24 protein-coding genes and 2 tRNA genes are annotated in these 23404 nt (G+C 67.1%); 14 read left to right on the top strand and 12 right to left on the bottom strand.

Going from position 1 to position 23404, the window contains the following annotated elements; translation table 11 throughout:
• Positions 1 to 70 precede the first annotated feature (70 nt).
• The 3 genes from ST3T6A_RS0109360 to ST3T6A_RS0109350 all read left to right on the top strand — a co-directional run bounded on the left by ST3T6A_RS0109360 (position 71) and on the right by ST3T6A_RS0109350 (position 4834).
• Positions 71 to 2554, top strand: coding sequence for a glycoside hydrolase family 31 protein (locus ST3T6A_RS0109360; RefSeq protein WP_019832653.1), 2484 nt, complete (start codon positions 71 to 73; stop codon positions 2552 to 2554).
• Between the two features lie 100 nt (positions 2555 to 2654).
• The gene (locus ST3T6A_RS0109355; RefSeq protein ID WP_019832652.1) at positions 2655 to 2861 is read left to right on the top strand and encodes a hypothetical protein; all 207 of its coding nucleotides are present in this window, start codon (positions 2655 to 2657) and stop codon (positions 2859 to 2861) included.
• An 8-nt stretch (positions 2862 to 2869) separates the two neighbouring features.
• Positions 2870 to 4834, top strand: a complete 1965-nt coding sequence (locus ST3T6A_RS0109350; protein ID WP_019832651.1) for a putative bifunctional diguanylate cyclase/phosphodiesterase — start codon at positions 2870 to 2872, stop codon at positions 4832 to 4834.
• Here ST3T6A_RS0109350 and ST3T6A_RS0109345 read toward each other — a convergent pair.
• Positions 4800 to 5738, bottom strand: coding sequence for a crotonase/enoyl-CoA hydratase family protein (locus ST3T6A_RS0109345; protein WP_026359565.1), 939 nt, complete (start codon positions 5736 to 5738; stop codon positions 4800 to 4802). The genes ST3T6A_RS0109350 and ST3T6A_RS0109345 overlap by 35 nt on opposite strands.
• Positions 5739 to 6491: 753 nt before the next feature.
• Here ST3T6A_RS0109345 and ST3T6A_RS0109340 point away from each other — a divergent pair.
• Positions 6492 to 7604, top strand: coding sequence for a calcium-binding protein (locus ST3T6A_RS0109340; protein ID WP_019832649.1), 1113 nt, complete (start codon positions 6492 to 6494; stop codon positions 7602 to 7604).
• Positions 7605 to 7677: 73 nt separating this feature from the next.
• The gene (locus tag ST3T6A_RS0109335) at positions 7678 to 8886 is read left to right on the top strand and encodes an acyltransferase family protein (RefSeq protein WP_019832648.1); all 1209 of its coding nucleotides are present in this window, start codon (positions 7678 to 7680) and stop codon (positions 8884 to 8886) included.
• On the opposite strand, the gene ST3T6A_RS0109330 is transcribed toward ST3T6A_RS0109335, so the two are convergent.
• A complete protein-coding gene (locus ST3T6A_RS0109330) occupies positions 8873 to 9475 on the bottom strand; it encodes a TIGR02466 family protein (protein WP_019832647.1) in 603 nt (200 codons plus the stop codon). The genes ST3T6A_RS0109335 and ST3T6A_RS0109330 overlap by 14 nt on opposite strands.
• 207 nt (positions 9476 to 9682) lie before the next feature.
• On the opposite strand from ST3T6A_RS0109330, the gene ST3T6A_RS21460 reads away from it, so the two are divergent.
• Positions 9683 to 9823, top strand: coding sequence for a hypothetical protein (locus tag ST3T6A_RS21460; RefSeq protein WP_019832646.1), 141 nt, complete (start codon positions 9683 to 9685; stop codon positions 9821 to 9823).
• A 66-nt stretch (positions 9824 to 9889) separates the two neighbouring features.
• Here ST3T6A_RS21460 and ST3T6A_RS0109320 read toward each other — a convergent pair.
• Positions 9890 to 9979 (bottom strand) — tRNA-Ser (locus tag ST3T6A_RS0109320).
• A 170-nt stretch (positions 9980 to 10149) separates the two neighbouring features.
• Here ST3T6A_RS0109320 and ST3T6A_RS0109315 point away from each other — a divergent pair.
• Both ST3T6A_RS0109315 and ST3T6A_RS19755 read left to right on the top strand, forming a co-directional pair.
• The gene (locus ST3T6A_RS0109315; RefSeq protein ID WP_019832645.1) at positions 10150 to 10911 is read left to right on the top strand and encodes a DUF1134 domain-containing protein; all 762 of its coding nucleotides are present in this window, start codon (positions 10150 to 10152) and stop codon (positions 10909 to 10911) included.
• 99 nt (positions 10912 to 11010) lie between these two features.
• Complete coding sequence (locus ST3T6A_RS19755) at positions 11011 to 11505, top strand: hypothetical protein (RefSeq protein ID WP_019832644.1); 495 nt, start codon at positions 11011 to 11013, stop codon at positions 11503 to 11505.
• A gap of 3 nt (positions 11506 to 11508) precedes the next feature.
• On the opposite strand, the gene ST3T6A_RS0109305 is transcribed toward ST3T6A_RS19755, so the two are convergent.
• Positions 11509 to 12393: a peptidylprolyl isomerase gene (locus ST3T6A_RS0109305; RefSeq protein WP_019832643.1), complete on the bottom strand. Its 885-nt coding sequence runs from the start codon at positions 12391 to 12393 to the stop codon at positions 11509 to 11511.
• 66 nt (positions 12394 to 12459) lie between these two features.
• Here ST3T6A_RS0109305 and ST3T6A_RS0109300 point away from each other — a divergent pair.
• The 3 genes from ST3T6A_RS0109300 to ST3T6A_RS0109290 all read left to right on the top strand — a co-directional run bounded on the left by ST3T6A_RS0109300 (position 12460) and on the right by ST3T6A_RS0109290 (position 14044).
• Positions 12460 to 12550: transfer RNA gene (locus tag ST3T6A_RS0109300), tRNA-Ser, on the top strand.
• A gap of 193 nt (positions 12551 to 12743) precedes the next feature.
• Positions 12744 to 13022 carry a metal/formaldehyde-sensitive transcriptional repressor gene (locus ST3T6A_RS0109295; RefSeq protein WP_019832642.1) on the top strand — a complete coding sequence of 93 codons (279 nt, stop codon included), beginning with the start codon at positions 12744 to 12746 and terminating at the stop codon, positions 13020 to 13022.
• Positions 13023 to 13027: 5 nt separating this feature from the next.
• Positions 13028 to 14044: a cation diffusion facilitator family transporter gene (locus tag ST3T6A_RS0109290; RefSeq protein ID WP_019832641.1), complete on the top strand. Its 1017-nt coding sequence runs from the start codon at positions 13028 to 13030 to the stop codon at positions 14042 to 14044.
• 12 nt (positions 14045 to 14056) lie between these two features.
• Here the strand turns inward: ST3T6A_RS0109290 and pdxR are convergent, their stop codons facing one another.
• Complete coding sequence (pdxR, locus tag ST3T6A_RS0109285; protein ID WP_019832640.1) at positions 14057 to 15466, bottom strand: MocR-like pyridoxine biosynthesis transcription factor PdxR; 1410 nt, start codon at positions 15464 to 15466, stop codon at positions 14057 to 14059.
• A 94-nt stretch (positions 15467 to 15560) separates the two neighbouring features.
• Here pdxR and ST3T6A_RS0109280 point away from each other — a divergent pair, with 94 nt between their 5' ends.
• Positions 15561 to 15971 (top strand): cupin domain-containing protein, encoded by a 411-nt coding sequence (locus ST3T6A_RS0109280; RefSeq protein ID WP_019832639.1) that lies wholly within the window; start codon positions 15561 to 15563, stop codon positions 15969 to 15971.
• 76 nt (positions 15972 to 16047) lie between these two features.
• Here the strand turns inward: ST3T6A_RS0109280 and ST3T6A_RS0109275 are convergent, their stop codons facing one another.
• Together ST3T6A_RS0109275 and ST3T6A_RS22190 are read right to left on the bottom strand one after the other, a co-directional pair.
• Positions 16048 to 16521: a hypothetical protein gene (locus tag ST3T6A_RS0109275; protein WP_019832638.1), complete on the bottom strand. Its 474-nt coding sequence runs from the start codon at positions 16519 to 16521 to the stop codon at positions 16048 to 16050.
• 166 nt (positions 16522 to 16687) lie between these two features.
• Positions 16688 to 17374 (bottom strand): DUF1971 domain-containing protein, encoded by a 687-nt coding sequence (locus ST3T6A_RS22190; protein ID WP_019832637.1) that lies wholly within the window; start codon positions 17372 to 17374, stop codon positions 16688 to 16690.
• A 108-nt stretch (positions 17375 to 17482) separates the two neighbouring features.
• On the opposite strand from ST3T6A_RS22190, the gene ST3T6A_RS0109265 reads away from it, so the two are divergent.
• On the top strand, positions 17483 to 17929 hold the full coding sequence (locus ST3T6A_RS0109265; RefSeq protein WP_019832636.1) for an Rrf2 family transcriptional regulator: 447 nt from the start codon (positions 17483 to 17485) through the stop codon (positions 17927 to 17929).
• On the opposite strand, the gene ST3T6A_RS0109260 is transcribed toward ST3T6A_RS0109265, so the two are convergent.
• Positions 17926 to 18840: a LysR family transcriptional regulator gene (locus ST3T6A_RS0109260; protein WP_019832635.1), complete on the bottom strand. Its 915-nt coding sequence runs from the start codon at positions 18838 to 18840 to the stop codon at positions 17926 to 17928. The genes ST3T6A_RS0109265 and ST3T6A_RS0109260 overlap by 4 nt on opposite strands.
• 132 nt (positions 18841 to 18972) lie before the next feature.
• On the opposite strand from ST3T6A_RS0109260, the gene ST3T6A_RS0109255 reads away from it, so the two are divergent.
• Positions 18973 to 19722 carry an SDR family oxidoreductase gene (locus ST3T6A_RS0109255; protein WP_019832634.1) on the top strand — a complete coding sequence of 250 codons (750 nt, stop codon included), beginning with the start codon at positions 18973 to 18975 and terminating at the stop codon, positions 19720 to 19722.
• Positions 19723 to 19752: 30 nt separating this feature from the next.
• On the opposite strand, the gene ST3T6A_RS0109250 is transcribed toward ST3T6A_RS0109255, so the two are convergent.
• The 4 genes from ST3T6A_RS0109250 to ST3T6A_RS0109235 all read right to left on the bottom strand — a co-directional run bounded on the left by ST3T6A_RS0109250 (position 19753) and on the right by ST3T6A_RS0109235 (position 23284).
• Positions 19753 to 20946 carry an MFS transporter gene (locus ST3T6A_RS0109250; protein WP_019832633.1) on the bottom strand — a complete coding sequence of 398 codons (1194 nt, stop codon included), beginning with the start codon at positions 20944 to 20946 and terminating at the stop codon, positions 19753 to 19755.
• A gap of 106 nt (positions 20947 to 21052) precedes the next feature.
• Complete coding sequence (locus ST3T6A_RS0109245) at positions 21053 to 21466, bottom strand: VOC family protein (RefSeq protein WP_019832632.1); 414 nt, start codon at positions 21464 to 21466, stop codon at positions 21053 to 21055.
• Between the two features lie 64 nt (positions 21467 to 21530).
• Complete coding sequence (locus tag ST3T6A_RS0109240; RefSeq protein WP_019832631.1) at positions 21531 to 22202, bottom strand: glutathione S-transferase family protein; 672 nt, start codon at positions 22200 to 22202, stop codon at positions 21531 to 21533.
• Between the two features lie 101 nt (positions 22203 to 22303).
• Positions 22304 to 23284: a glutathione S-transferase family protein gene (locus ST3T6A_RS0109235; RefSeq protein ID WP_019832630.1), complete on the bottom strand. Its 981-nt coding sequence runs from the start codon at positions 23282 to 23284 to the stop codon at positions 22304 to 22306.
• Positions 23285 to 23404 lie beyond the last annotated feature (120 nt).

Below are 23404 nucleotides of genomic sequence, written 5' to 3'. Positions count from 1 at the left end.
TTCGGCGCATAGGACGCCGCGCTTTTCCGCCCGTCCGCCGGGGGACGGGCTGGCAAGGGAAACAGCTTTGATGATCCGACAGGCCCTTCTGCTTTCGGCCCTGCTCGCGTTCCCCGCCTTGTCGGCGGTGCGGCCGACGAACCTTCAGAGTTCGGTTCTCCCCACCCGGTCCCGCGTGGTGATGCGGCCAGACGGCATGGACGTGTGGTCCGGCCGGCGGCTGACGCGGGTGACGGCGCTGGCGGCCGGCGCGATCCGGGTCCGCATCGGGCTGGAGGGCCAGCTCGGCGAGGACGCCTCCTGGGCGGTGCTGCCCGAGGCGCGGCAGGCGACCGCGCCGGTGACGCCCCTGACCTGGGGCTTTGCCGGCGCAGGGCTGGTCGTCACGGTCGATCCCGCGACGGGCGGGCTGACGGTGGCCGATACCGCCGGCCATGTGCTGCTGAAGGACATCGACGCGCCGGCCAAGCGCACCGCGACCGGCGGCGGCGCGGGCTTCCAGCTCGCCAAGGCGATGCCGGCCAACTGGCATTATTTCGGCCTCGGCGACAAGACCGGCCCGCTCGACCGCCGCGGCGGGAGCTTCGTCACCTGGAACACCGACTCCCCCTTCCAGGAGACGACCGACCCGCTCTACAAATCCATCCCCTTCGTCATCCCGGTCGGCCCGGACGGCACCGCCGCTGGCCTGTATCTCGACAATAGCTGGCGCGGCTTCTTCGATTTCGGGAAGGGGCAGAGCGACACGCTGCGCTTCGGCGCCGACGGCGGCCCGATCGACTATTATGTGCTGGCCGGCCCGACCGTGAAGGACGTGGTGCAGCGCTATGCCAAGCTCACCGGCCCCTCGCCATTGCCGCCTCTGTGGTCGCTGGGCTTCCAGCAGTCGCGCTGGAGCTACATGTCGGCGGACGAGGTGCGCGGCATCGCCCAGCATTTCCGACAGGATCATATCCCGCTCGACGTGCTCTGGCTCGACATCGACTATCAGGATCGCAACCGCCCCTTCACGGTCAACACCAAGACCTTCCCGGACATGGCCGGGCTGGTCGGCGACCTGAAGAAGGAAGGCATCCGCACCGTCGCGATCACCGACCTCCACATCGCTTTCGCCCCGAACCAGGGCTACGCCCCTTACGACACCGGCTTCGTCGGCGATCATTTCGTCAAGAAGGCGGATGGCGTCCTCTATGTCGGCCCGGTCTGGCCCGGCCCGGCGGTGTTCCCGGATTTCACCCGCGCCGCCACGCGCGACTGGTGGGGCGGGCTCTACAAGGACTTCGTGGCGGACGGCATCGCCGGCTTCTGGAACGACATGAACGAGCCGGCGGTCTTCACCTATCCGGACAAGACCATGCCGCTCAGCAACCTCCACCGCATCGAGGAGCCCGGCTTCCAGACGCGCACCGCGACCCATGCCGAGATCCACAACATCTTCGGCATGGAGAACAGCCGCGCCACCCATGACGGCCTGCTGAAGCTCCGCCCCGACGAGCGCCCCTTCGTCCTCACCCGCGCGAGCTTCGCGGGCGGGCAGCGCTATGCCGCGACCTGGACGGGCGACAACAGCTCGACCTGGAACCATCTGCGCATGACGGTGCCGATGCTGCTCAATCTCGGGATGAGCGGCTTCGCCTGGTCGGGCGCGGATGTCGGCGGCTTCCTCGGCACGCCGCCGCCCGATCTCCTCACCCGCTGGATCGAGCTGGGCGCCTTCCAGCCGATCTTCCGCGATCACAGCGCCAAGGACACCGCCTATCAGGAGCCCTGGGTCCACGGCCCCGTCCATGAGGCCATCCGCCGCCGCTACATCGAGGAGCGCTACCGGCTGCTCCCCTATTTCTACGCCGTGGCGGACGAGACGGCGCGCACCGGCCTGCCGATGATGCGCCCCGTCTTCATGGACTATCCCGACGCGCTCGACACCGATTGCCCGAGCGACATGGTCTTCACCGTCGGCGGCAAGCTGCTGGTCGCGCCGCCGCCACAGCCGGAATCGCCCGGCTGGTATGACGTCTGCCTGCCCAAGGGCGGCTGGTTCGACTATTGGACCGGCAAGCCCGCCACGCCCCGGATGCGCGGCACGCGGCAGGTGGTGCAGGAGAAGCCCGCGCTCGACCAGTTGCCCGTCTATGTCCGCGCCGGCACGATCCTGCCGCGCCAGCCGCTGGTCCAGTCGACGATGGAAACGCCCGTCGGCGCGCTGGAACTGGCCGTCTATCCCGGCGACGGCTGCGCAGGCGCCCTCTACGCCGACGACGGACATAGCCTCGACTATCAGCGCGGCGCCTATCTCCGCCAGACGATCCGCTGCTCGGTCACGCCGACCGGTCTCGAACTCCGTTTCGACAAGCGCGACGGCAGCTACAAGCCGTGGTGGCGCGATATCGACGTGGTGATCCACGGCTGGAGCGGCCCCGCGCCGACCGCGATGCTCGACGACAAGCCCGTCCCCGCCACCGCGGATGCCACGGCCGCGACGCTGACCGTGCGGATTCCGGACCGGCGGGACACCTCCCTCCTCCGGCTCGTCCGCACACCGTCCGACCATTAACGCCGAAGGGACCGGCTGACGCCCAAAAGCGCGGATTTCAGGGCGTTTACGGATTGGAAACTTAAGTCTTTGGTAAGAGACCGGCGGCCATAGAAACGGCATGCAGCCGGAACTTGGTCAGCCCTTCGAATCCAGCGAATCGGTCCGCTCCGTCTATGCGTTGCCATTCGGCGACGACGGGGTTTGCCTGTTCGACGTGTCGCCGGCGCTGGCCCGCTGCATCGGCCTCTATGCCCGCATCCCGGAATTCGCGCGCGACGGCCATCTGCTCCAGGTGTCCCGCCTCGCCGGCGGGCAGACGGACTAGGCGCGGCCGTGCTCCTGAATGTCTTCAAGGTCCGCCCCAAGGACAAGGAGCTGAATCATGCGGTGCGAGTCGCGCTGATCGAGGCACTCTACGCCTCCCGCGCCTCCCTCGGCATCGGCGCCCTGCTCGGCGGCGCGGTAGCAGCCGTCACCTCCTATTATTGCCGCACCACGCTCGTCGAGGTGACCGGCCTGCTGCTGACGCTGTGCGGCGCGCTGCGCGTGGCGAGCTTCGGCATCTTCCGCCCCGGCAATCTCAGCGCCGGCGCGAAGAAGTGGGAGATTCTGTACGATATCGGCGCGGTCAGCTATGCCGCCCTGCTCGGCCTGCTGACGCTCGAAATCCTGCTCATCAGTCCTGACCTCAGGCTCCACGCGCTGATGGCGACGCTGGCGACCGGCTATGCCGCAGGCGCCGCGGGCCGCAACACGGGCCGGCCCTTTATCGCCATCGGCCAGCTCCTGTCGAGCGCGCTGCCGATCAGCATCGGCCTGTTCGCCACCGATCGCGGACCAGCGGGGATGCTGCTGGCGGTCGCCAACCTGCTCTTCATCATCGTCGTGACCGACATCACGCTCCTCACCTACAAGACGGTGCTGGAGGCGTTCATCGACCGGCAGGAGAAACTCCAGCTCGCGACGGTCTACGAGAAGCTCTCCAAGACCGATCCGTTGACCGGCATCGACAATCGCGGCACGCTGCGTCTGACGCTGGAGCGGCTCCTCCAGCACCGCGAGCAGGCGATCGCCGTGCTGTGGCTGGATCTAGACCGCTTCAAGCAGATCAACGACACGATGGGCCATGCGGCGGGCGACGACCTGCTCCACCATGTCGCCTCGCGCCTCTCGAAATTCGCGACCCCGATGGCGAGCGTCGCGCGCTTCGGCGGCGACGAGTTCATCGTCGTGGTGCCGGTCGAGAATGTCGAGCACGCGCTGAAGCTCGCCGAGATGGTGCGCGAGGTGATCGCCAAGCCCGTCGGCTCGGGCCAGGGCCTGATGGACCTCACCGTCTCGATCGGCATCGCCATCTCGTCGCCGGGCATCTCGTCGGACGACCTGCTGCGCCACGCCGACGTCGCGCTCTACGAGGCGAAGGCGAAGGGCCGCAACCGCGTCATCCTGTTCGATCCGGAGATGGAGCGCCGCCTCGTCGACCGGCAGCATCTGGAGCATGACCTCAAGCGCGCCATCGCGCAGGAGGAATTGGACCTCCATTTCCAGCCGATCGTCAATCTCGCCACCAAGCGGGTCGAGAGCTTCGAGGCGCTGCTGCGCTGGCACCACCCGATTCACGGCAACATCCCGCCGAGCACCTTCGTGCCGATCGCGGAGAGCATCGGCCTGATCGACTCGCTTACCGCCTGGGTGCTGCGCGTCGCCTGCGCCGAGGCCCAGCGCTGGCCGGACAGCATCTCGGTGGCGGTCAACATCTCGGCCGGCCTGCTCAAGGGCCGCGACCTGCCGACGATGGTGGTGGAGGCGCTGATGGCCTCCGGCCTGTCGCCGCGCCGGCTGGAGCTGGAGATCACCGAGTCCGCGATCGTCGAGGACAATCCCAACGCCGCCGGCCTGCTCGACGGCTTCCAGAAGCTCGGCATTCGCGTGTCGCTCGACGATTTCGGCACGGGCTATTCGTCGCTGAGCTATCTGTGCCGCTACAAGTTCGATCGTATCAAGATCGACCGCTCCTTCATCAGCAGCCCCGATCGCCAGAGCGAGACGCGCGCCGTCGTGCAGGCGATTTGCAGCCTCGCCAAATCGCTCGACCTCTCGGTGATCGCCGAGGGGATCGAGACGCCCGAGCAGGAGGACTATGTCGTCAGCCAGGGCTGCGCGGCCGGTCAGGGCTATCTCTTCGCCCGTCCCATGCCGCGCGAGCACATTGCCGGCTATCTCGCCGGCACGCCGAACAGCGCCGACGCGGTTTCTCCCAGGATCACGCCCCTGCGGGTAGTTCGATCGAACGCCTAGCCTGAATGCCGGCCAGCCGGCGCATCACCTTCACATGCTGCGCGCCGATGCCGAGCGCCGTCTCCGCCCAGATCCGGGCGACGCGCTGAAGCTCTTCCATCGTGATCGGGTTCACCTCGCGCGAGGCGCGGTAGATGCCGAGATGGCCGCCCTGCCGCTTGCCGTTGCGCGCCATATAGTCCTGCACCGCGGCCTCGCCCTCGCCCGGCTCGGCCAGCACATGGACGAGGCCGAGATCATACAATTCCTCGGCCGTGAAGGTCTTGCCGCTCAGCATGATCTGCTCGGCCTTCGCCGCGCCGAGGCGACGCGTCAGGATCGAATGCGCGCCCACGCCCGGAAACAGGCCGAAGGCATTTTCCGGCAGCGAGAAGCGCGCCTGACGCTCCGCCACCAGCACATCGAAGGAAAGCGCCGTCTCGAACCCGCCGCCCACCGTCTCGCCCTGGATGAGGGCGATGGTGATCACCGGCAAACCCTGCGCCGTCATGTTGCGATAAAGGATTTCGACGCAGAGATAGGCATAGCGGACGAGGCCATCGAGATCGCCCGCGTCGATCATGTCGGCGACAACCGAAAGGTCGCCGCCGAGATTGAACACTCCAGGCACCCGCGAGCCCAGAATAACATATTTGAGCTGCGGATCACCGGAAGCAAAGCTGCGCCCGATTTCGTTCTGCCACGCCTGAAGATCGCGCAACAACAGCGGATTGAAGGCCGGTCGAAGAGTCGGCGTCATGAAACTCCACAACGCCTGCGTCGATGGGTCCCAACGCACCTCGATCTCGGAAAGATCGAAGCGATATCTTGGACGAGGCCGGTCAACATCACTCGAATGAGAGAGGTCGACGGCGTCAAGCAGATGCTTGTCTTCGCCCAAGAGCTGACTGTGCTGGTTTTCCATATCGAGCCCCACAAACGCCAACAACATATTAACTATAGCAAAATTATTAGTCGCGCCATCGATGTTCACCGACAAGGCGGTTTGTTGCGCCGCCGTATCAGTCTGAGACGCCCTGAGCCGGCCCGGCATTTTTTGCCGCCTGCGACCCGCCCCGCTCCCTGCTGCCTCGATATTATGTCGATCCCGCGACGCTGTCCGCGCCGAAATCGGACAAGGTGCCCCAGATCGGAGCGATTCTGCCCCTGGCGCCATCCGCCAAGGCCAATGGATTTGTGCGACGCAGCACGCGGCTTTCACCGCAATATGACTGCTCGTTGCAAATAATTATCGGCCTATAGCACCGGATGCATTCCGGGCGCGGCGCGCCAAATCTCGCCCCCTTCCGGCGAACGATCGTGAATCTGGACTCATAACTCCTTGCAGAAATAGTAAATCCGTCGTGAGCTTTATCGGAATTTCCATGAAATCCATTGGGCCGGCTGACGGATCGTCACGCATCTGACTTGGATGTCATTGCACCCCTAGGCCTTCCCATCGTCCGAAGGCTCCCCCCACTCTCCCATACCGCCGTTCTACGCCAGGCCGCGTCCCCAACTACCGGGCGCGACCAACGCTCGCATCGGCTCAACGCCCTGTTCGACCCGAAAATCTTCTGCAAGCAAAACGCAGCTTTCCAGCAATCTCTCTCCAATTTACCAAATAGGATTGAATATTGCAGCAAAGCTACAAGGGTTCATTATTGAGAGTGGCGAGATGAGTAATTACAACGGAACTTCCGGAGCGGATACGATATTCGGCACGACACTGGCCGACAAAATTCTGGGACTCGCAGGGAACGACTATCTCAAGGGCGGTGACGGAGCCGATTATATCGATGGCGGCGACGGCCTCGACAAGCTCGACGGCGGGCCCGGCAACGATCATCTGATCGACCTGTCCGGCAACAACATCTTCTCGGGCGGCGACGGCGACGATCTGATCGAGGCCGGCAAGGGCCATGACCAGATTCTCGGCGACGGCGGCAACGACACCATCTACGCCGGCGACGGCCGCGACTATATCGACGGCGGTTATGGCGACGACATCATCCACGCCGGCCCCGGCGACGATGGCTTCCTCAACGAGGTCAACCCCGCGACCGGCCTCGTCACCACCGAGGCGGTGGCCGGCGGCCCCGGCAATGACTGGATTTACGGCGAAGACGGCAACGACAAGCTGAAAGGCCAGTCCGGCGACGACCATGTCTACGGCGGCACCGGCAACGACCGCGTCGATGGCGGCGACGGCAATAACTATCTCGACGGCGGCACGGGCGACGACATCCTGTCTTCCGAGGGCGGCAAGGACCAGCTCTACGGCGGTGACGGGAAGGACAATCTCCAGGCGGGCGCCGGCGACGATTATCTCGACGGCGGCAAGGATGCGGACTCGATGAACGGCGAGGACGGCAACGACGTCCTGTACGGCGGCGACGGCGACGACACGATGCTGGGCGGCAACGGCAACGACCAGATCCACGGCGATGCCGGCAACGACCATATCTTCGGCGAGGCCGGGCACGACCAGCTCTGGGGCGGAGCCGGCGCGGACTGGTTCGTGTTCAAGGGCGCCGGCGCGCTCGATGGGGGCGATGTCATCCAAGATTACGAGGACGGGGTGGACCGGATCGTTTTGGAGAAGCTGGGCGTTACTGCCTACAAGGTCGGCGGCGCGGCCGGGACGGTCTATGCCCATGACATGACGAACGGCGACGTGAGCATCGACGTGACCACGTCAACCGGTGTCAAATTCAGCGTCGAGGTGAGTGATCCGCACCATACGCTGAGTGCGTCCAACTTCTCGGCCGCCGATTTCGTGTTAGCGTAAGCGTATCTGCGGGTAGTCCCTCGTCCACGAGCGCGGGGCTACCCCGGTTGCGATCAAGGGGACCGGCGGAGCAATGGCGGCGAAGCGCATCTATGGCCTCGATGTCGCCCGATCCTGGGCCATGCTGCTCGCCCTGACGGCCCACGCGATGGTTCAGGTGGGCACGCCGATGCCCTCCCCGCTGGTCGGCATCGTGATCCGCACCTCGACGCCGATCTTCATCCTGCTCTTCGGCGCGATGATCGCGCTGGTCCACCTGCCCCGCGCCGAACGCGATGGCCTGAAGGTGCTGACGCGGCGAAGCTGGGCGCGCGGCATCCAGTGCTATCTGCTGTTCCTCGCCAACGTCCTCGCGCTGTGGATCGCCGTGCCCTACAGCGCGCGATACACCTTCCTCTGCGCGCTGATGCTCGGCAGCACGCCCTATGCCGGCATCCTGCAATATTACACGATCATGTTCATGGCGATGCCGCTGGTCATCCTGCTGCTGCGGCGGGTGCCGGTGTCGCTGTGCCTCGCCGCCGCCGTCTGCGTGCATCTGGCTTTCCCGCAGCTCAAGAGCCTGCCGACGCCGCCGTCGGTGATGGGCCAGCCGATCCTCAGCCGGATCATCGACCTGACGATCGGCACGGGCAGCGTTCCCCAGATCGCCGGGCCGTCCATCCTCCACAGCCTGGTGCTGGTCTTCGCGGGCTTCCTGCTGGGGCGCTGGCTGACGGGCACCTCCCCTCGCGGAAGGCTGTGGCCGCTGCTGCTGCTCTTCGCGGCGGTGGGCCTCTGGTCGCTGACGCAGACGCGCTACGGGCCGATCGATCTGACGAGCCTCTCCTCGATGCGCCTGCGCAACCTCAATCACCCGGCCTACACCTTCATCATGGGCGGGTTCGCGCTGGTGCTGATCCTCGTCGCCGTCGCGGCGACCCGGGGGCGCCGGGTGCCGGATGCCCTGCTCGTGCTCGGCCGCCGCTCGCTGTTCGGCTTCGGCTTCGGCAATGTCATCATCACCTTCTGGCCGAAGATCATCACGGCGAAGCTCGGCGCCGCGCCGTCCGCCTTGCTGCTGCTCGCGGTCGTGATCGCGGTGATCTTCGCCTATGATCGCGCGCTGGCACGGGGGAAGACAGGCGAGGCCGACCATTTCTCCTTCTCGGGCCTGATCCACGCCGCGGCCACCGCCGCCGACCGCCTCACCACGCGCGCCGCCAACGCCCTCGTTCGGCCCGCCAGGCATATCCGGCGCTCCCGCGCCCGCATGGCAGCCCCGGAACTCAGCGATAGTTGAAGCTGATGCTGATCCGTTCGGATTTCGCCTGCCCGGCCGGCACCTCGTGCCGCAGCCAGCTCTCCCACAGGAAGATGCTGCCCTCGGCAGGCGTCGCATAGACGAAGGTCTGCGCGTCTTCCGGCGCGTCCCGGCGGCGGAGCGGCGCCGCCATCATCATCGGCAGGCGCGGGTCTTCCAGCTTCAGCCCCTGCGCGCCCTCCGGCACGCGGACATAGATGGTGCCCGACACGACGCTGTGCGGATGGATATGGCCCGAATGCCCGCCCGATCCCTTGAGGACGTTGACCCACAGGCTGTCCAGCTTCAGGCGACGCCCGCCCAGATCGAGATAGGCCTCGTCGACGAAGCGGCGCACATGCTTGTCGAGCACGCGCCGCAAGTCGTCGAACACCGGATTGCGGACCGGTAGATCGTTCAGCGAGGCATAGGAGGTGTAGCCGGGATAGCCCTGCTGCTTGCTCCAGGCCCGGCCGGCGCGATCCTCGCGGGCGAGCGACAGCGCGGCGTCCTCCAGCTCGGCGAGCAGATCGGCGTCGCCCAGCTCGCCCTGATAGAAACGTGTCGCGAAAAGTGTCCGGGTCGTCATCCCGCCAAGCCCTGATGTTCGGATCGTCCCTGTCGGGATGGCCGCGCGACCTACAGGACTCAGGGAGCCGCCGCAACATGACGGCCGCCCGCACCGGAAATGCCCCTTGCGAGCCCGGCGAAAAGGCCTGTGGGAATTTAACTTTGGTCGAACGCTAAACTCTCCGGGCCGCCAGCCGTTATTGATAGGGCTAACGGGAGTTTAACCTTGAGCCAGCCGCTGCCGACACGAAAAGCCCCGCTCGGGCCGAAGGTGGCCCAGCCTGTCGGTCAGGCTCTGCCGGTCGAGATTCTGGCGGCGCTGGTCCGCCTCGATCGCCTCCACCGCACCGCGCCGACCGCGCGCTAGGCGGACGAAGCCCGCAGAAATGCAGAGTCATCCCGTGTCATCACGAATCTGGAAGGATCATCGGAGTGGCGGAGACGGAGGGATTCGAACCCTCGATACGGTTTCCCGTATGACGCTTTAGCAAAGCGTTGGTTTCAGCCACTCACCCACGTCTCCGGGCCGGCTTCGGGGGGCTATAGCGACGGTTTTCGGACTGCACAACTGCCTCTGCGCGGTGAAATGTGCAGCCATTGAGTCATGCCGCTTCCGTCACGCTTGCCATTCATTGCGTGCTAAGGCGCTTCGCGGTTAACCAGAGCCTTGAGAAGTTGGGGAGCACAGGTTTCATGACGATCATCGCCCGTCGGCTCGGGGCCGCCGCCGGCATCGCGGCTCTCGGCGGATTGCTGGCCCAGCCCGTCGCAGCGCAGATTCGCACGGTCGATCCGTCCTCCGCCCAGGCCCATGCCGACGCGCTCGGCAACGGCCAGCCCGAAACCAGCGGCCCGGCCTATACGCCGCCGCCCCCCGCCGAAGACCGTGGCGCCCCGCCGCCTCCCGCGTCCGAGGGGACCGAGGAGCGTGCCACTCCGCCGGCCACCAACGCCTCGCGCGCCTCGGATTCGCAGACCTATCAGGAAAGCGACGTGCTCGACGCCGCCGAGGGCGTGTTCGGCCGCGGCACCGAGGGCCTCGCCAAGATCATCGAGAAGATCCTGAAGGATCAGGGCCGCCCCACGGCCTATATCGCCGGCCGCGAGGCGAGCGGCGCCTTCGCCATCGGCCTGCGCTACGGCTCGGGCGTGCTGCATCACAAGGTCGAGGGCGATCGCCCGATCTACTGGACGGGGCCGTCGCTGGGCTTCGACATCGGCGGCAACGCGTCGAAGGAATTCATCCTCGTCTACAATCTCTACGACAGCCAGGACGCCTATCATCGCTTCCCGGCGGCGGAGGGCACTGCCTATTTCATCGGCGGCTTCACCGCGAGCTATCTGCGCCGCGGCGACATCGTGCTGATCCCGATCCGGCTGGGGGTCGGCTGGCGGCTGGGCGCCAATGTCGGCTACATGAAGTTCACACCGCAGTCGAAGCTGCTGCCCTTCTGACCGCCCTCTCTCCCTCATCGGCCCGGCGGATTCAGCACCGGTTCAAGGCCATGAGATATCATGGCTTCTGATGGCAGCCCTCCGCGATGGAGAGAGAAGATGGCATGGGAAAGGATCGACCGGGGGCGGCTTCGCAAAACCCTTCCGCTGCTGGCGCTGGCCGGCGCGCTGGCGCTGAGCGGGTGCGTCGATGACGGCTATGGCGGCTACGGAGCCTATGGCGGCGGCTATTATGGCGACGTCTATGGCGGCTATGATGACTATGCCGCTTATGGCGGATGGCCGGCCTATGGCTGGTATGACGGCTTCTATTATCCCGGCACCGGCTTCTATGTGTATGACCGCGGAGGCCATCGCCGCCACTGGAACGGCCCCGGCCATGGCTGGAATGGCGGGCACGGCTGGGCCGGCGGCCATGGCAACTCCGGATGGACGGGCCACGGCCCGCATGGCTGGAACGGGCGCCCCGGCGGAAGCGGCTGGCATGGCGGAGGCCCCGGCGGCGGCGGCCATGGCTGGCACGGCCCGTCCGGCGGGGCTGCGCATAGGGCGGCTCCTGCCCCCGCCCCCTCGCGCAACGAACGGCCGCGCTAGCGCCTAGCGCTGCGGCCGGACGGGCACCGGCGCATTGCAGAGGTCGACGCCGCCCGCCGGGCGCACGAAGAAAGCGTCGTGCCGGTTGGCGCGCGCATCGAGATAGGCGGCAAAGGCCGGCGCGTCCTCGCGCATCACCTCGAAGCGCGGCCGCTCGGCGGCAGGCATGTCGGTTGCCATTCGCACGCGGCGAATCGTCAGCCTCTGTCGCGCATCGGTGTAGAAGCCGAGATCGCCGGTACCGCGCGGGAGCGCCGTCAGCGCTTCGATCCCCTCCACGATCCGGCCGACCAGCGCGATGTTGCGATCGAGATGACGCGGCGCCTGCCCGATCACCGTATAGAGTTCGGCACCGGTCCCCGTGTCGGGCGGCATGTCGCGGCCCACGCCGACCATCCCGTAGCAATGGGTCAGCCACGCCGTCCGGCCGTCGCTCGCGACCGGCCAGCCGCCCACATGGCCGACCTGCGCCGCATAGGGATCGGGCGAACCCAGAGGCCGCATCGCCAGCCCGGCCAGCGGCCGCTCATATTCCGCCGGCGGATGCGCGACGACGCCGGCCGGGAGCGGCTTCTTCTCGTCGGCTCCGGCCCATTGGACCACATAATTGTCCTGCACGCGCACCACCGCGCTGCCATCGAACCACCCTGCGCGGGCGAGCGCCCGGATGTTGGCGACATGGACGGGCGCGAAATCAGGCGCCAGCTCGATCGCAACCCGCGCACCATTGGCGAGATCCATCACCAGCAGATTGTCGGGCGCGACCGCGCGCCACGCACCGGCGGGCGCCGCGGCTACGATCTCGCCCGGCGACAGGGCTGCGGGAGGCGGCGACGCTGCCGTGAGCAGAAGGGCCAGGAAAGCGGGCGACAGGACGGATCGACGCATTCCGGTAGCCTGCCATAGCGCGAGAGCTTGCGGAAGCGTCCCGATGTCGTTAGCAGCGCCCGGCACGGAGCGGTGGCCGAGTGGTCGAAGGCGCACGCCTGGAAAGTGTGTAGGGGTCCAAAGCTCCTCGAGGGTTCGAATCCCTCCCGCTCCGCCAGCATTTATCGACCGACAATTTCGAAAGCACGCCGGCACGTACGCCGTGTCCTCGCTCCAGCTCTCGGTCCCATAGCGCCACCCGTCCTCTCATCGAGCTATGAAGGCGTGCGCCGGGGCGTCCCTTCATTCAGCCGTTGGACAGCCGCTCATAGATACCCTATAGGGGTATAGTATCATCGATCGGATATGGCATGAGTCACGTCGCCAAGGAAAAGCAGAAGCTGCTCAATCGGCTGAAGCGGTTGCGGGGGCAACTGGAGGCCATCGAACGCGCGGTTCAGGCCGATGCAGAGTGCGCGCGCGTGCTCCAGCAGGCGACCGCCTGCCGCGGTGCGCTCGACGGCTTCATCGGCGAGGTGATCGAGGATCATATCCGCGAGCATATGATGGACGCCGCCGCCTCCCCCGACGATCCCCGCACGCAGGCCGGCGAAGAGCTGGTCGCGATCGTCCATGCTTATCTGACCTGAGCGCCATGAACCGCCACCAGCACGACGCCCATGCCGGGCATCAGCACCATCACGACCATGATGCACATGACCATGACCACCACGGGCACGGGCACGGCCATGATCACCATCATCATCATGGCCTCGGCCACAGCCATGCGCCGGCCAGCTTCGGCCGCGCCTTCGCGATCGGGACGGCGCTCAATTTCGCCTTCGTCGCCGTCGAGGCGGCCTATGGCCTGATCAGCGGCTCGATGGCGTTGCTGGCCGACGCCGGCCACAATCTCGGCGACGTGCTCGGCCTGCTGATCGCATGGGGCGCGACCGTGCTCGCCAGGCGCGGGCCGGGCGGGCGCTACACCTACGGCTTGCGCAGCTCGTCGATCCTGGCGGCGCTGCTCAATGCGCTGCTGCTGCTGGTGACGCTGGGCGTCATCGCGGTGGAGGCGATCCGCCGCCTGCTGGAGCCCGCCCCCGTCTCGGGAGGCACGATGATGATCGTCGCCGGCATCGGCATCGTCATCAACACCGCCACCGCGCTGATGTTCATGCGCGGACGGGATCATGACCTGAACATCCGCGGCGCCTTCCTTCACATGGCGGCGGATGCGGTCATCTCGGCGGGCGTGGTGTTGGCGGGGCTGCTCGTCGTCGCGACCGGCTGGAGCTGGATCGATCCGGTCACCAGCCTGATCCTCGTCGTCGTGACCGCCATCGGCACCTGGGGGCTGCTTCGGGATTCGGTGAACCTCAGCCTCCACGCCGCGCCGCCCGGCTTCAACCCCGAGGAGATCGGCGTCTTCCTGCGCAGCATCGACAGGGTGACGGCGATCCACGATCTCCACATCTGGCCGATCAGCACCACCGAGACGGCGCTCACCGTCCATATGCTGATGCCGTCGGGCTATCCGGGCGACGCCTTCACGGTGGAGGTGGCCGCATCGCTCAAGGCGCGGTTCGGCATCGACCATGCGACGATCCAGATCGAGACGGAGCACGACACGCCCTGCGCGCTCGATCCGGCCTGCCGGGGAAGCGCCTGACGCGGCAACGCGTCAGCGGCGGATCAGCCCGAACAGCCGGTCGCAATCGAGCGCGATCCGCGCAAGTGCGACGTTGGTGACGCCGAGCAGCAGCCCCGGCCGCCGCGCGCTCTCGCCATACCAGCCCGAGAGCGGCACCGGCGCCAGGCCAAAAGCCAGCGCGCGCCGCGCCACATCGCCGTCGTCCATGCCTTCGGGCAGATCGACGCGCACCGCCAGTCCGCCCATCGGATGCACCACCACCCCCTCACCCTGATGCGGGCGCAGCGCCTCGCTGAGCGCGTCGGCACGGGCGACATAGAGGCGTTTCATCCGCCGCAGATGGCGCAGATAATGGCCTTCCGCGAGGAAGCTCGCGACGGCGCGCTGCGCCTCCAGCCCCGGCGCGGGCGCGAGGCAGGCGGCATAATCGCCGAAACGCTCCGCCAGCTCCGCCGGGACCACGATGAAACCCAGACGCAGCGCCGGGCTGATCGTCTTGCTGAAGCTGCCGATGTGGATCACCCGCCCCGCGCGATCGAGCGAGGCGAGCGCCGGTGCCGCCCGGCCCCGCAGTTGCAGCTCGCTCAGATAATCATCCTCGATCACCCATCCGCCGGTGCGCCCGGCCCAGTCGAGCAGCGCCAGCCGCCGTTCGAGCGTCATCGTCACGCCAAGGGGCGCCTGCTGGCCCGGCGTCACCACCGCCAGCGCCGCGTCCGGGGCGAGCACCCTCCCCGCCGCGACGTCGAGCCCTCTGGCGTCGACCGGCACCGGCACCGTCTCGACGCCGCCGGTCTCCAGCGCGAGGCGGGTCAGCGGAAAGCCCGGACTCTCCACCCAGGCACGCCGTCCCCGCATCCCCAGCGCGCCCAGCGTCAGGCCCAGCCCGCCCGCGAAGCCGGCCGTGACGATCACCTGCGCTGGCAGGCAGGCGATGCCTCGCGCATAGCCCAGAGTGGCCGCGATCTCCTGCCGGAGTGCAGGCAGGCCGCGCGGATCGGGATAGCTCACCGGCTGCGCCGCCGCCGTCCGCGCCGCCGCCGCCAATAGCCGCGACCACAGCTTGAACGGAAAGGCATCTTGCGCCGGCACGCCCATCTGGAAGGGCAAGGGCTCCACGCCATGATCGTAGAACAGGCCCGGCAGCGGCGGCCGGATCGCCCTGTCGGCGGGCCGCGCCTCGACCGGCGGACGATCCGCGACGAACGTGCCCGCCGCCCCCGCCGACACGAGGAACTGCTCGTCCATCAGCCGCTCATAGGCCGCACGGACCGTGCCGCGCGCCACGCCGAGCTGCGCGGCGAGATCGCGCCAGGACGGCAGCCGCGCGCCCGGTTCCAGCCTCCCCTCCCGCACGGCCTGGCCGATGGCGTCATGGATCTGGAGAGCGAGCGTCCTCCGCGATCGGAGGTCGAGCGAGAGGTCGAGCGGGGCGTTCATGTCGCGATGGTACAAGAAATGATGCCGTTCTTGGTTCTTTTTCAGAGACTGCCCGTGCGCGAACCATGAAACCCCCAACCTAGGAGAAATCCCGATGGCCCACCGTTTCCTTCTCGCCGCTGCCGCCCTGCTGGCGACGCCCGCGCTCGCCGCGCCCGCGCCCCAGAACACCACGGTAACGCCGCAGTTCGCGCACGCGATCCCGAACATTCCCGGCAAGTCCCTGAAGGCCGTGGTCGTCAGCTATGCGCCGGGAGGCACGTCGCCCGCGCATCACCATGCCTCCTCGGCCTTCATCTATGCCTATGTGCTGGAAGGCGGAATCCGCAGCCAGGTGAACGACGAGCCGGCCCGCGTCTATCATGCCGGCGAGAGCTGGTACGAGACGCCCGGCGCGCACCACAAGATCAGCGAGAATGCCAGCAAGACCAAGCCCGCGAAGCTGCTCGCGGTGTTTGTCGTCGACAGCGACGACAAGGTGCTGACCACCCCCGACGCCCATTGATGAAGAAAGCGCCCAGGCCGGAAGGGGGGAGCGGCCTGGGCGCGCCATCGCGCGAACGCTGAGCAGGGAGAGGAACTCAGAGTTCGATCGCCGCGATGATTCCGAAGATGGTGACCGCACAGGCGATGACCACGGGGATGGAGAGGATCTGGATCGCCGCCTCCCGGCCATGGATATGCCCGGTCCAGGTGTTCAGCCCCCGATCAAGGAACCGGGCGAGGCTCGGCCGCCCTGCCCGCGCCGGCTCCTGCTTCAGGAAGAAGATCGGCACCGCGAAGAACACGGCCATGTAGGCCCCGCTGATCGCCACCATCATCGCGGCGCGCAGATTGCCGGTGTAGAGCGTCAGGAACGCGCCCATGATCGCGCCATAGGCCGCCAGGATCATCCAGCCGAGCGCCGCCGGCACATCGGGCGCCGCCGCCTCCCCCATCACCGGCGCCCGGCCGACGACCGGAATTGGGGTGGGGCAGAGCGGCAGGCCGAGCTGGACATCATGGACCCCGTAAAGCTCGTGGTCCCGATCGAAGGCGTAAGCGAGAGTGTCCATGACCGGTCTCCTGTGCGCCGCCGCGAAGGACGGCGGAGAGGTGCGAGGGAAGGACGCAACGTAACGGGATGCACCGCCCGGAGGTTTGGGGAGAGGGGGAGAGCCCCTCCGGGCGATGCAAGGCGTAGACGGCGGGAGCGGACGGGTGCCCTGCCCCGCGCCATCGTCAGGCGGCGAGCGGCGGCCTGTGATCGTAGAACTCCACCTGCATCCGCATCGCGCCGACCGGCTCGACATGGTGCAGCTGGCCGGGCCGGATCAGGCCGGGGGTGGCGGGCGTGAGCAATGCGGGCGGCACGGAGCCATCCTCGATATGGTAGCAGACGGCGCCTTCCAGCACGCGGATCACGCCCCAGACGCCGGGCTTGGTGGTGTGCGCCCGGCGCAGCGCCGCCGGCAGCGTCTCGGCATCGAATATGGGCGACGATCCGTAGGGCTTGGACACCGGTGTGGCCGGTTCCGCCGCGACCGGCGGCTGCGCCGTGCCGCGCAGCCGGATCGCCTGCTGGAGATTCTCCGAGATCCGCTGCGCCTTCGCCTGCATGGCGGCGGCGGCCTCGGGAGGCAGCATCTCGGCGGTGGTCCGTTCCCAGATCGCCAGCCAGCGCTGGAACAGCTCCGGCTTGAGGCGATCGGCGTGGATCAGATGCTTCATCATCGGATTGCCCTTGTAGCGCCCCGTGGTCAGCATCACCGACGACCAGAAGGCGGCGAGCCGCTCCAGATGATCCGGCCAATCCTCCACGATGCTGTTGAACACAGGCCCTAGTTCCGCGTCCTCGCGCACGCGGCCGTAGAAGCGATCCATGAGCGCCGGCAGCGCGGCCTCGTCGATGATGGGGGTCCGTTCCACGACTCACCTCTAATCATTCATCTGAGATGCATGTATTCTGGGGCAGAGAAACATGCAATAGAAATACATGTTATTTTTCGGCAGCCCGATTCCGGCTAGGGAAGCGCCATGAAACTGACGCGCTACACCGATTACGCGATGCGGGTGCTGATCCACCTGGGCTCGCGGGACGATGGCAATGGCGGCGGCCTCTCGTCGATCGCGGAGATCGCGCGTGTCTACGACATCTCGCAGAATCACCTGATGAAGGTGGTGCAGGATCTCGGCCGCGCCGGCTTCGTGGAGACGGTGCGCGGGCGCGGCGGCGGCATCCGGCTGGGCCGGCCGGCCAAGGACATCAATCTGGGCGAGCTGGTCCGCCATACCGAGGCTGGCTTCGACCTGGTGGATTGCTCGACCTGCATGATCCAGTCCGCCTGCGGCCTGCCCCGCGTGCTGGCCGAGGCGACCCGCGCCTTCCTCACCGTGCTCGACAATTATTCGCTGGTCGATCTGCTCGACCACCGGCTGGACCTGCGCCGCCTCTTCTCCTTCGAGGACGACAAGCAGCCCTAGGCCGAGGCGCAATCCCAGGATGGCGTGCCGCGGAAGCGCTCGACGAGGAAATCCACCATCGCGCGCACCTTGAGGCTCAGGTGCCGCCGGCTGGGATAGACGGCGAGGATGTCGATGTCCGGCAGGCGATAATCGGGCAGTAGCTCGACCAGCCGCCCGGCGCGGATGTCCTCCCCGACGAGGAAGGTCGGCTGGTTGACGATGCCGAGCCCCGCCAGCGCCGCCGCGCGCAGCGTGCCGCCATTGTTGGCGTGCATGATCGGGTTCATGCGGACCATGTGCGTCTTGCCCTGCGCATCGATGAAGGGGAGCGTGTCCCCGCCCGTCCACAGGCTGTAGGCGAGGAAGCTGTAGCGGGGCAGCTCCTCCAGCGTCTGCGGCGTGCCGGCGCGGGCGAGGAAGGCGGGCGAGGCGCAGAGCAGGTTGCGCGAATCCGCCAGCTTGCGCCCGACATTGGCCAGCGACCCGCTGCGCGAGATGCGCACCGCGAGGTCATAGCCCTCCTCCACCAGATCGACGACGCGGTCGGAAAGGTCGATATCCAGCTCGATATCGGGATGGCGCGCCATGAATTTCGGCCAGAGCGGCGCGAGATGATTCGTGCCGAAGCTCACCGGCACATTGATGCGCAGCCGCCCCTTCGGGTGCAGCGCGGACGCCGATGCGATCGTCTCGGCCTCGGCGACATCCTCCAGGATCGACTTCGCGCGCTCGTACAACGCCTCGCCGCTCTCGGTCAGCGACAGGCGGCGCGAGGTGCGGTTGAGCAGCCGGGTGCCGAGATGCGCCTCCAGCTCCGACACATAGCGCGTCACATTGGCGGGCGATGTATCGAGGGCGTCGGCGGCGCGCGTGAAGCTGCCTCTGGCCACCACCGTGGCGAACACCTCGAAGGCACGCAGGCGATCCATCGTTTTCCCCGATTATTCCGTTTAGCTGAATGGTGTAATCAGTTTCGGCCCATTTATCCAGTCATGCAGAATGCCTACCTCTTCTCCCGAGGCTGCGATCGGGGCAGCCAAGCGAATGGAAAGGAAGTCATCATGGCACGTCTCTCCAACAAGACCGCGCTCATCACCGGCGGCACCAGCGGCATCGGCCTCGAAACCGCCCGCCGCTTCATCGAGGAAGGCGCCCGCGTCATCGTCACCGGCACCAATCCGGACAATATCGCCGAAGCGCAGCGCGTGCTCGGCCCCGACGCCCTCGTCCTCAAGGCGGACGCCGGCGACGTCGCCGCGCAGAAGGGGGTGGCGGATGCGGTGAAGGCGCGCTTCGGCACGCTCGACATCGCCTTCCTGAACGCCGGCATCGCCGATTTCGGCCCCGTCGAGCAGTGGACCGAGGCCGCTTTCGACCGCAGCTTCGCGATCAATGTGAAGGGGCCGTATTTCCTCGTGCAGGCACTGCTGCCGGTGCTGGCCAATCCAGCCTCGATCGTGCTCAACACCTCGATCAACGCGCATCTCGGGATGCCCGGTTCGAGCATCTACGCCGCCACCAAGGCCGCCTTCCTGTCGATGGCGCGCACGCTGTCGGGCGAGCTGGTCGGCCGCGACATCCGCGTGAACGCGGTGAGCCCCGGCCCGGTCCGCACCCCGCTGCATGACCGTCTGGGCTCGACGCCGGAGGAGAATGCGGCGATCGGCGATGCGATCAAGGCGCAGATCCCGCTCGGCCGCTACGGCCACTCGAAGGAGATTGCGGACGCGGTGGTCTTCCTCGCCTCCGACGAGGGCGGCTTCGCGCTCGGCACCGAGATCATCCTCGATGGCGGCATGGCCACGCTCTGAACATCGAAACCCTCCGAGAAGGGCGGCCGGTCAGGCGATGGCCGGTCGCCCTTCTCGGCGTCTGGCGTCCCACACCGCCACCGCCCAGATCGCGAAGCCGCCCAGCGCCAGTCCGCAGCCGACCGGGCCGGTCGACGTCCAGCCCAGCCCCGCATCAATCGCCAGACCGCCGAGGAACGGCCCCAGCGCATTGGCGGTGTTGAACGCCGAATGGTTGAGCGCGGCGGCCAGCGCCTGCGCATGTTCGGCGACATCCATCAGCCGCGTCTGGAGCGCCGTGCCGAGCGCGCCGCCGATGCCGATCAGGAACACGTCCGCCATCATCCACCACAGATGCGGCGCCGCCAGCGGGAACAGGATCAGCATCAGCGCCGAGAAGAGCAGCAGACCGCCGGCGGTCGGCATCAGCGCCTTGTCCGCGAACCACGGCACGACGATGTTGCCGATGGTCATGCCGAGGCCGAACACCATCAGCACCACCGGCACGAAGCCCGGCGACACATGCGTCACCTCGACCAGCGTGGTCGCGAGATAGGTGTAGACCGCGAACAGCCCGCCGAAGCCGACCGCGCCGATCAGCAGCGTCAGCCACACCTGCACCTTGCCGAGCGCGCTCAGCTCGCGCAGCGGGCTCGCGTCAGGGTGCGCCGCGTCGCGCGGGGCATAGAGGGTGACGAGCGCCACGGTGGTCAGCGCCAGCCCGGCGACGATCGCGAAGCCCGAGCGCCAGCCCACCGCCTGCCCGATCCAGCTCGCCGCCGGCACGCCGATCACGGTGGCGACAGTCAGGCCCAGCATGATCCGGCCGACCGCCATCGCGCGCCGGTTGGGCGGCACGAGACCCGTCGCGACCAGCGCGGCGATGCCGAAATAGGCGCCGTGCGGCAGCCCCGCGATGAACCGGAACAGCAGCAGCCAGCCATAGCTCGGCGCCATCGCGGAAAGGCCGTTGCCCAGCGCGAACATCGCCATCAGCGCGATGAGCTGCGTCCGTCGCGCGAGCTTCGCCCCGATCACCGCGATCAGCGGCGCGCCGACCACCACGCCCAGCGCATAGGCGCTGATGACATGGCCGGCGGTCGGCTCGTCAATGCGCAGGCCTCGCGCGAAATAGGGGAGCAGGCTCATCGAGGCGAACTCGGTGGTCCCGATCGCAAACCCGCCCATCGCCAGCGCGAACATGACGAGGCCGGGATGCGCGTGCGCTCCCTGCGGTGCGGACATGGCGAAACTCCGGGTGCGATGTGGATTGACAGCGGTATCGCACATTTTACGCCGCGTCGCAGCATTTATCCTTGGAACAGGGAAAGCCGTCCCTTCGAAGGGCGCGTCAGATGACGCCTCGCGGCCCGAAGATGTGGATCAGATTGCCGTCCGGATCGCGCAGCATGGTGCCGCGCCGATCGGCGGATATCTGCATGTCGGCCCACATTATCTCCGCCCCCTTGTCGGCGAAGCTGGCCGTGGCGGCGGGCAGATCGTCGGCTTCGAGAACCAGCGCCTTCCAGCCCAGCACATCGAGATGATGCGGCGGGGCGGTGCGATCGACGGGCGTGAACGCGCCACGCTCGCGGTGGACCAGCTCGATGCGGATGCCCGCGCCATCGACCATCGCATAGCCGGCGCCCACTGCGTCAAAGCGGCCGCGCTCTGCGACGGTGAAGCCGAGCACCTCACCATACCAGGCGATCGCGCGCTCCAGATCGGAAACCGCCAGTGCGACATTGTTGAAGCGGAGCTGCATCGGGGCATCCCTCCAAAGGAAGGGGCCGCGAGCCGGGCGTACCCGATCCGCGACCCGGAAGAATTTACGCGTTCTGCGGGAAGAGCGCGCGACGGGTTTCCTCGTCGAACTCGGTCTTCAGCGTCAGCGCTTCCTTGATCGCATGAGCGCGCGCGGCGGCCGGGCGCGCCGAGATCTCGTCGTGGAGACGCTTCACGTTCGGAGTGTCGGTGAGCCCCTTCTCGCCGAGGATGTAGCCGGCGGCATTGCCCCAGCCCCACAACGCGATATCGGCGATGCTGTATTCGTCGCCGGCCAGATAGCGGTGGGTGGCGAGGCGCTCGTCGAGGACACGATAGTGGCGCTCGACTTCCTTCAGATAGCGGTTCTGCGCGTAGGGCAGCGTCTCCGGCGCATGGTGGAGAAAGTGCACCGCCTGGCCCGAGAAGGGCGACAGCCCGGTCGCGACGAAGAACAGCCACGAGATCGCCGCCCCGCGCGCCTTCTCGTCGGTCGGCAGGAAACGGCCGTGCTTCTCGGCGAGATAGAGCAGGATGCCGTTCGAATCGAACACGGTGGTGTCGCCGTCGACGATCACGGGCACCTTGTTGTTCGGGTTGATCGCGTGGAACCAGTCTTCGTGCTGCTCGCCCTTGAAGGTGTCGACCTTGATGGTCTCATAAGCGAGGCCCAGCTCCTCGAGCAGCAGCGCGGTCTTCATCGGGTTGGGCGACGGGTGGAAATAGAACTTCAGCATCGTGGGTCTCCTGAGGGTGCAGGCAGGGGTTCGGGCACGCGGAATGCGTGACCGGGGGATCGTGCGAGCCCTCCGAAGAGGGTTCGCGGGATGGGAGGAAATCAGCCCAGCGCTTCGCGGTTGGGCGGGCTGTCCAGATCGAGCACCGGCCCGGCCGGCACGACGCCGTGCGGATTGATGGTCCGGTGGCTCTGGTAATAATGCTTCTTGATATGCTCGAAGTTGACGGTCGGGGCGACGCCCGGCGTCTGGTAGACGTCGCGCAGATAGGCCGAGAGATGCGGATAATCCGCGATCCGGCGCAGGTTGGTCTTGAAGTGGCCGACATAGACGGCGTCGAAGCGGATCAGCGTCGTGAACAGGCGGATATCCGCCTCGGTCATCTGCGAGCCTACCAGCCAGCGGCGCTGCGCGAGCCGCTCCTCCAGCCAGTCGAGCGTGTCGAACAGCGGGGAGAGCGCCTCCTCATAGGCCGCCTGCGTGGTGGCGAAGCCGGCCTTGTAGACGCCGTTGTTGAGCGTGTCGTAGACGCGCGCGTTCACCTGATCGATCTCGGCGCGCAGCGCTTCGGGGTAGAAATCGCCGGGTTTCGCGCCGATGCCGTCGAACGCCGAGTTCAGCATCCGGATGATCTCAGAGGATTCGTTGTTGACGATCGTGCCGCGCTGCCTGTCCCACAGGATCGGCACCGTCGAGCGGCCGCTGTAGGAGGGATCGGCGGCGGTATAGACCTCGTGCAGGAAGCGCGCGTCGTGGATCGGATCGGCCACCACGCCGGGGGCGTCGGCGAAGGTCCAGCCCTTCTCGCCCATCAGCCAGTTCACCACCGAGACGGAGATCATCTCCTCCAGCCCCTTGAAAGCGCGCAGGAGGAGCGTGCGATGCGCCCATGGGCAGGCGAGCGAGACATAGAGGTGATAGCGGCCCGCTTCGGCCTTGAAGCCGCCCTCGCCGCTCGGTCCGGCGCTGCCGTCGGGGGTGACCCAGTTTCGGAAGGCCGCATCCTTGCGGACGAAGCGCCCGCCGGTCGCTTGGGTGTCGTACCAGACGTCGTGCCATTGGCCGTCGACAAGCATGCCCATGTCCGTCACTCCGCAAGGGGGTAGCCGCCTCGCCCTTGTCGGGGTGCGGGGAATGGGGCGCTTCTACTCAGCATGTTTGGCCATATCGATGGTCAGGAACTGACCACCGCATTCCGTTTT

It is taken from the genome of Sphingomonas sp. PR090111-T3T-6A (assembly GCF_000383095.1).
GTDB lineage: Bacteria > Pseudomonadota > Alphaproteobacteria > Sphingomonadales > Sphingomonadaceae > Solisphingomonas.
The sequence above is the reverse complement of the archived record's forward strand: the minus strand, read 5'-3'. Positions and strand labels throughout refer to the sequence as shown.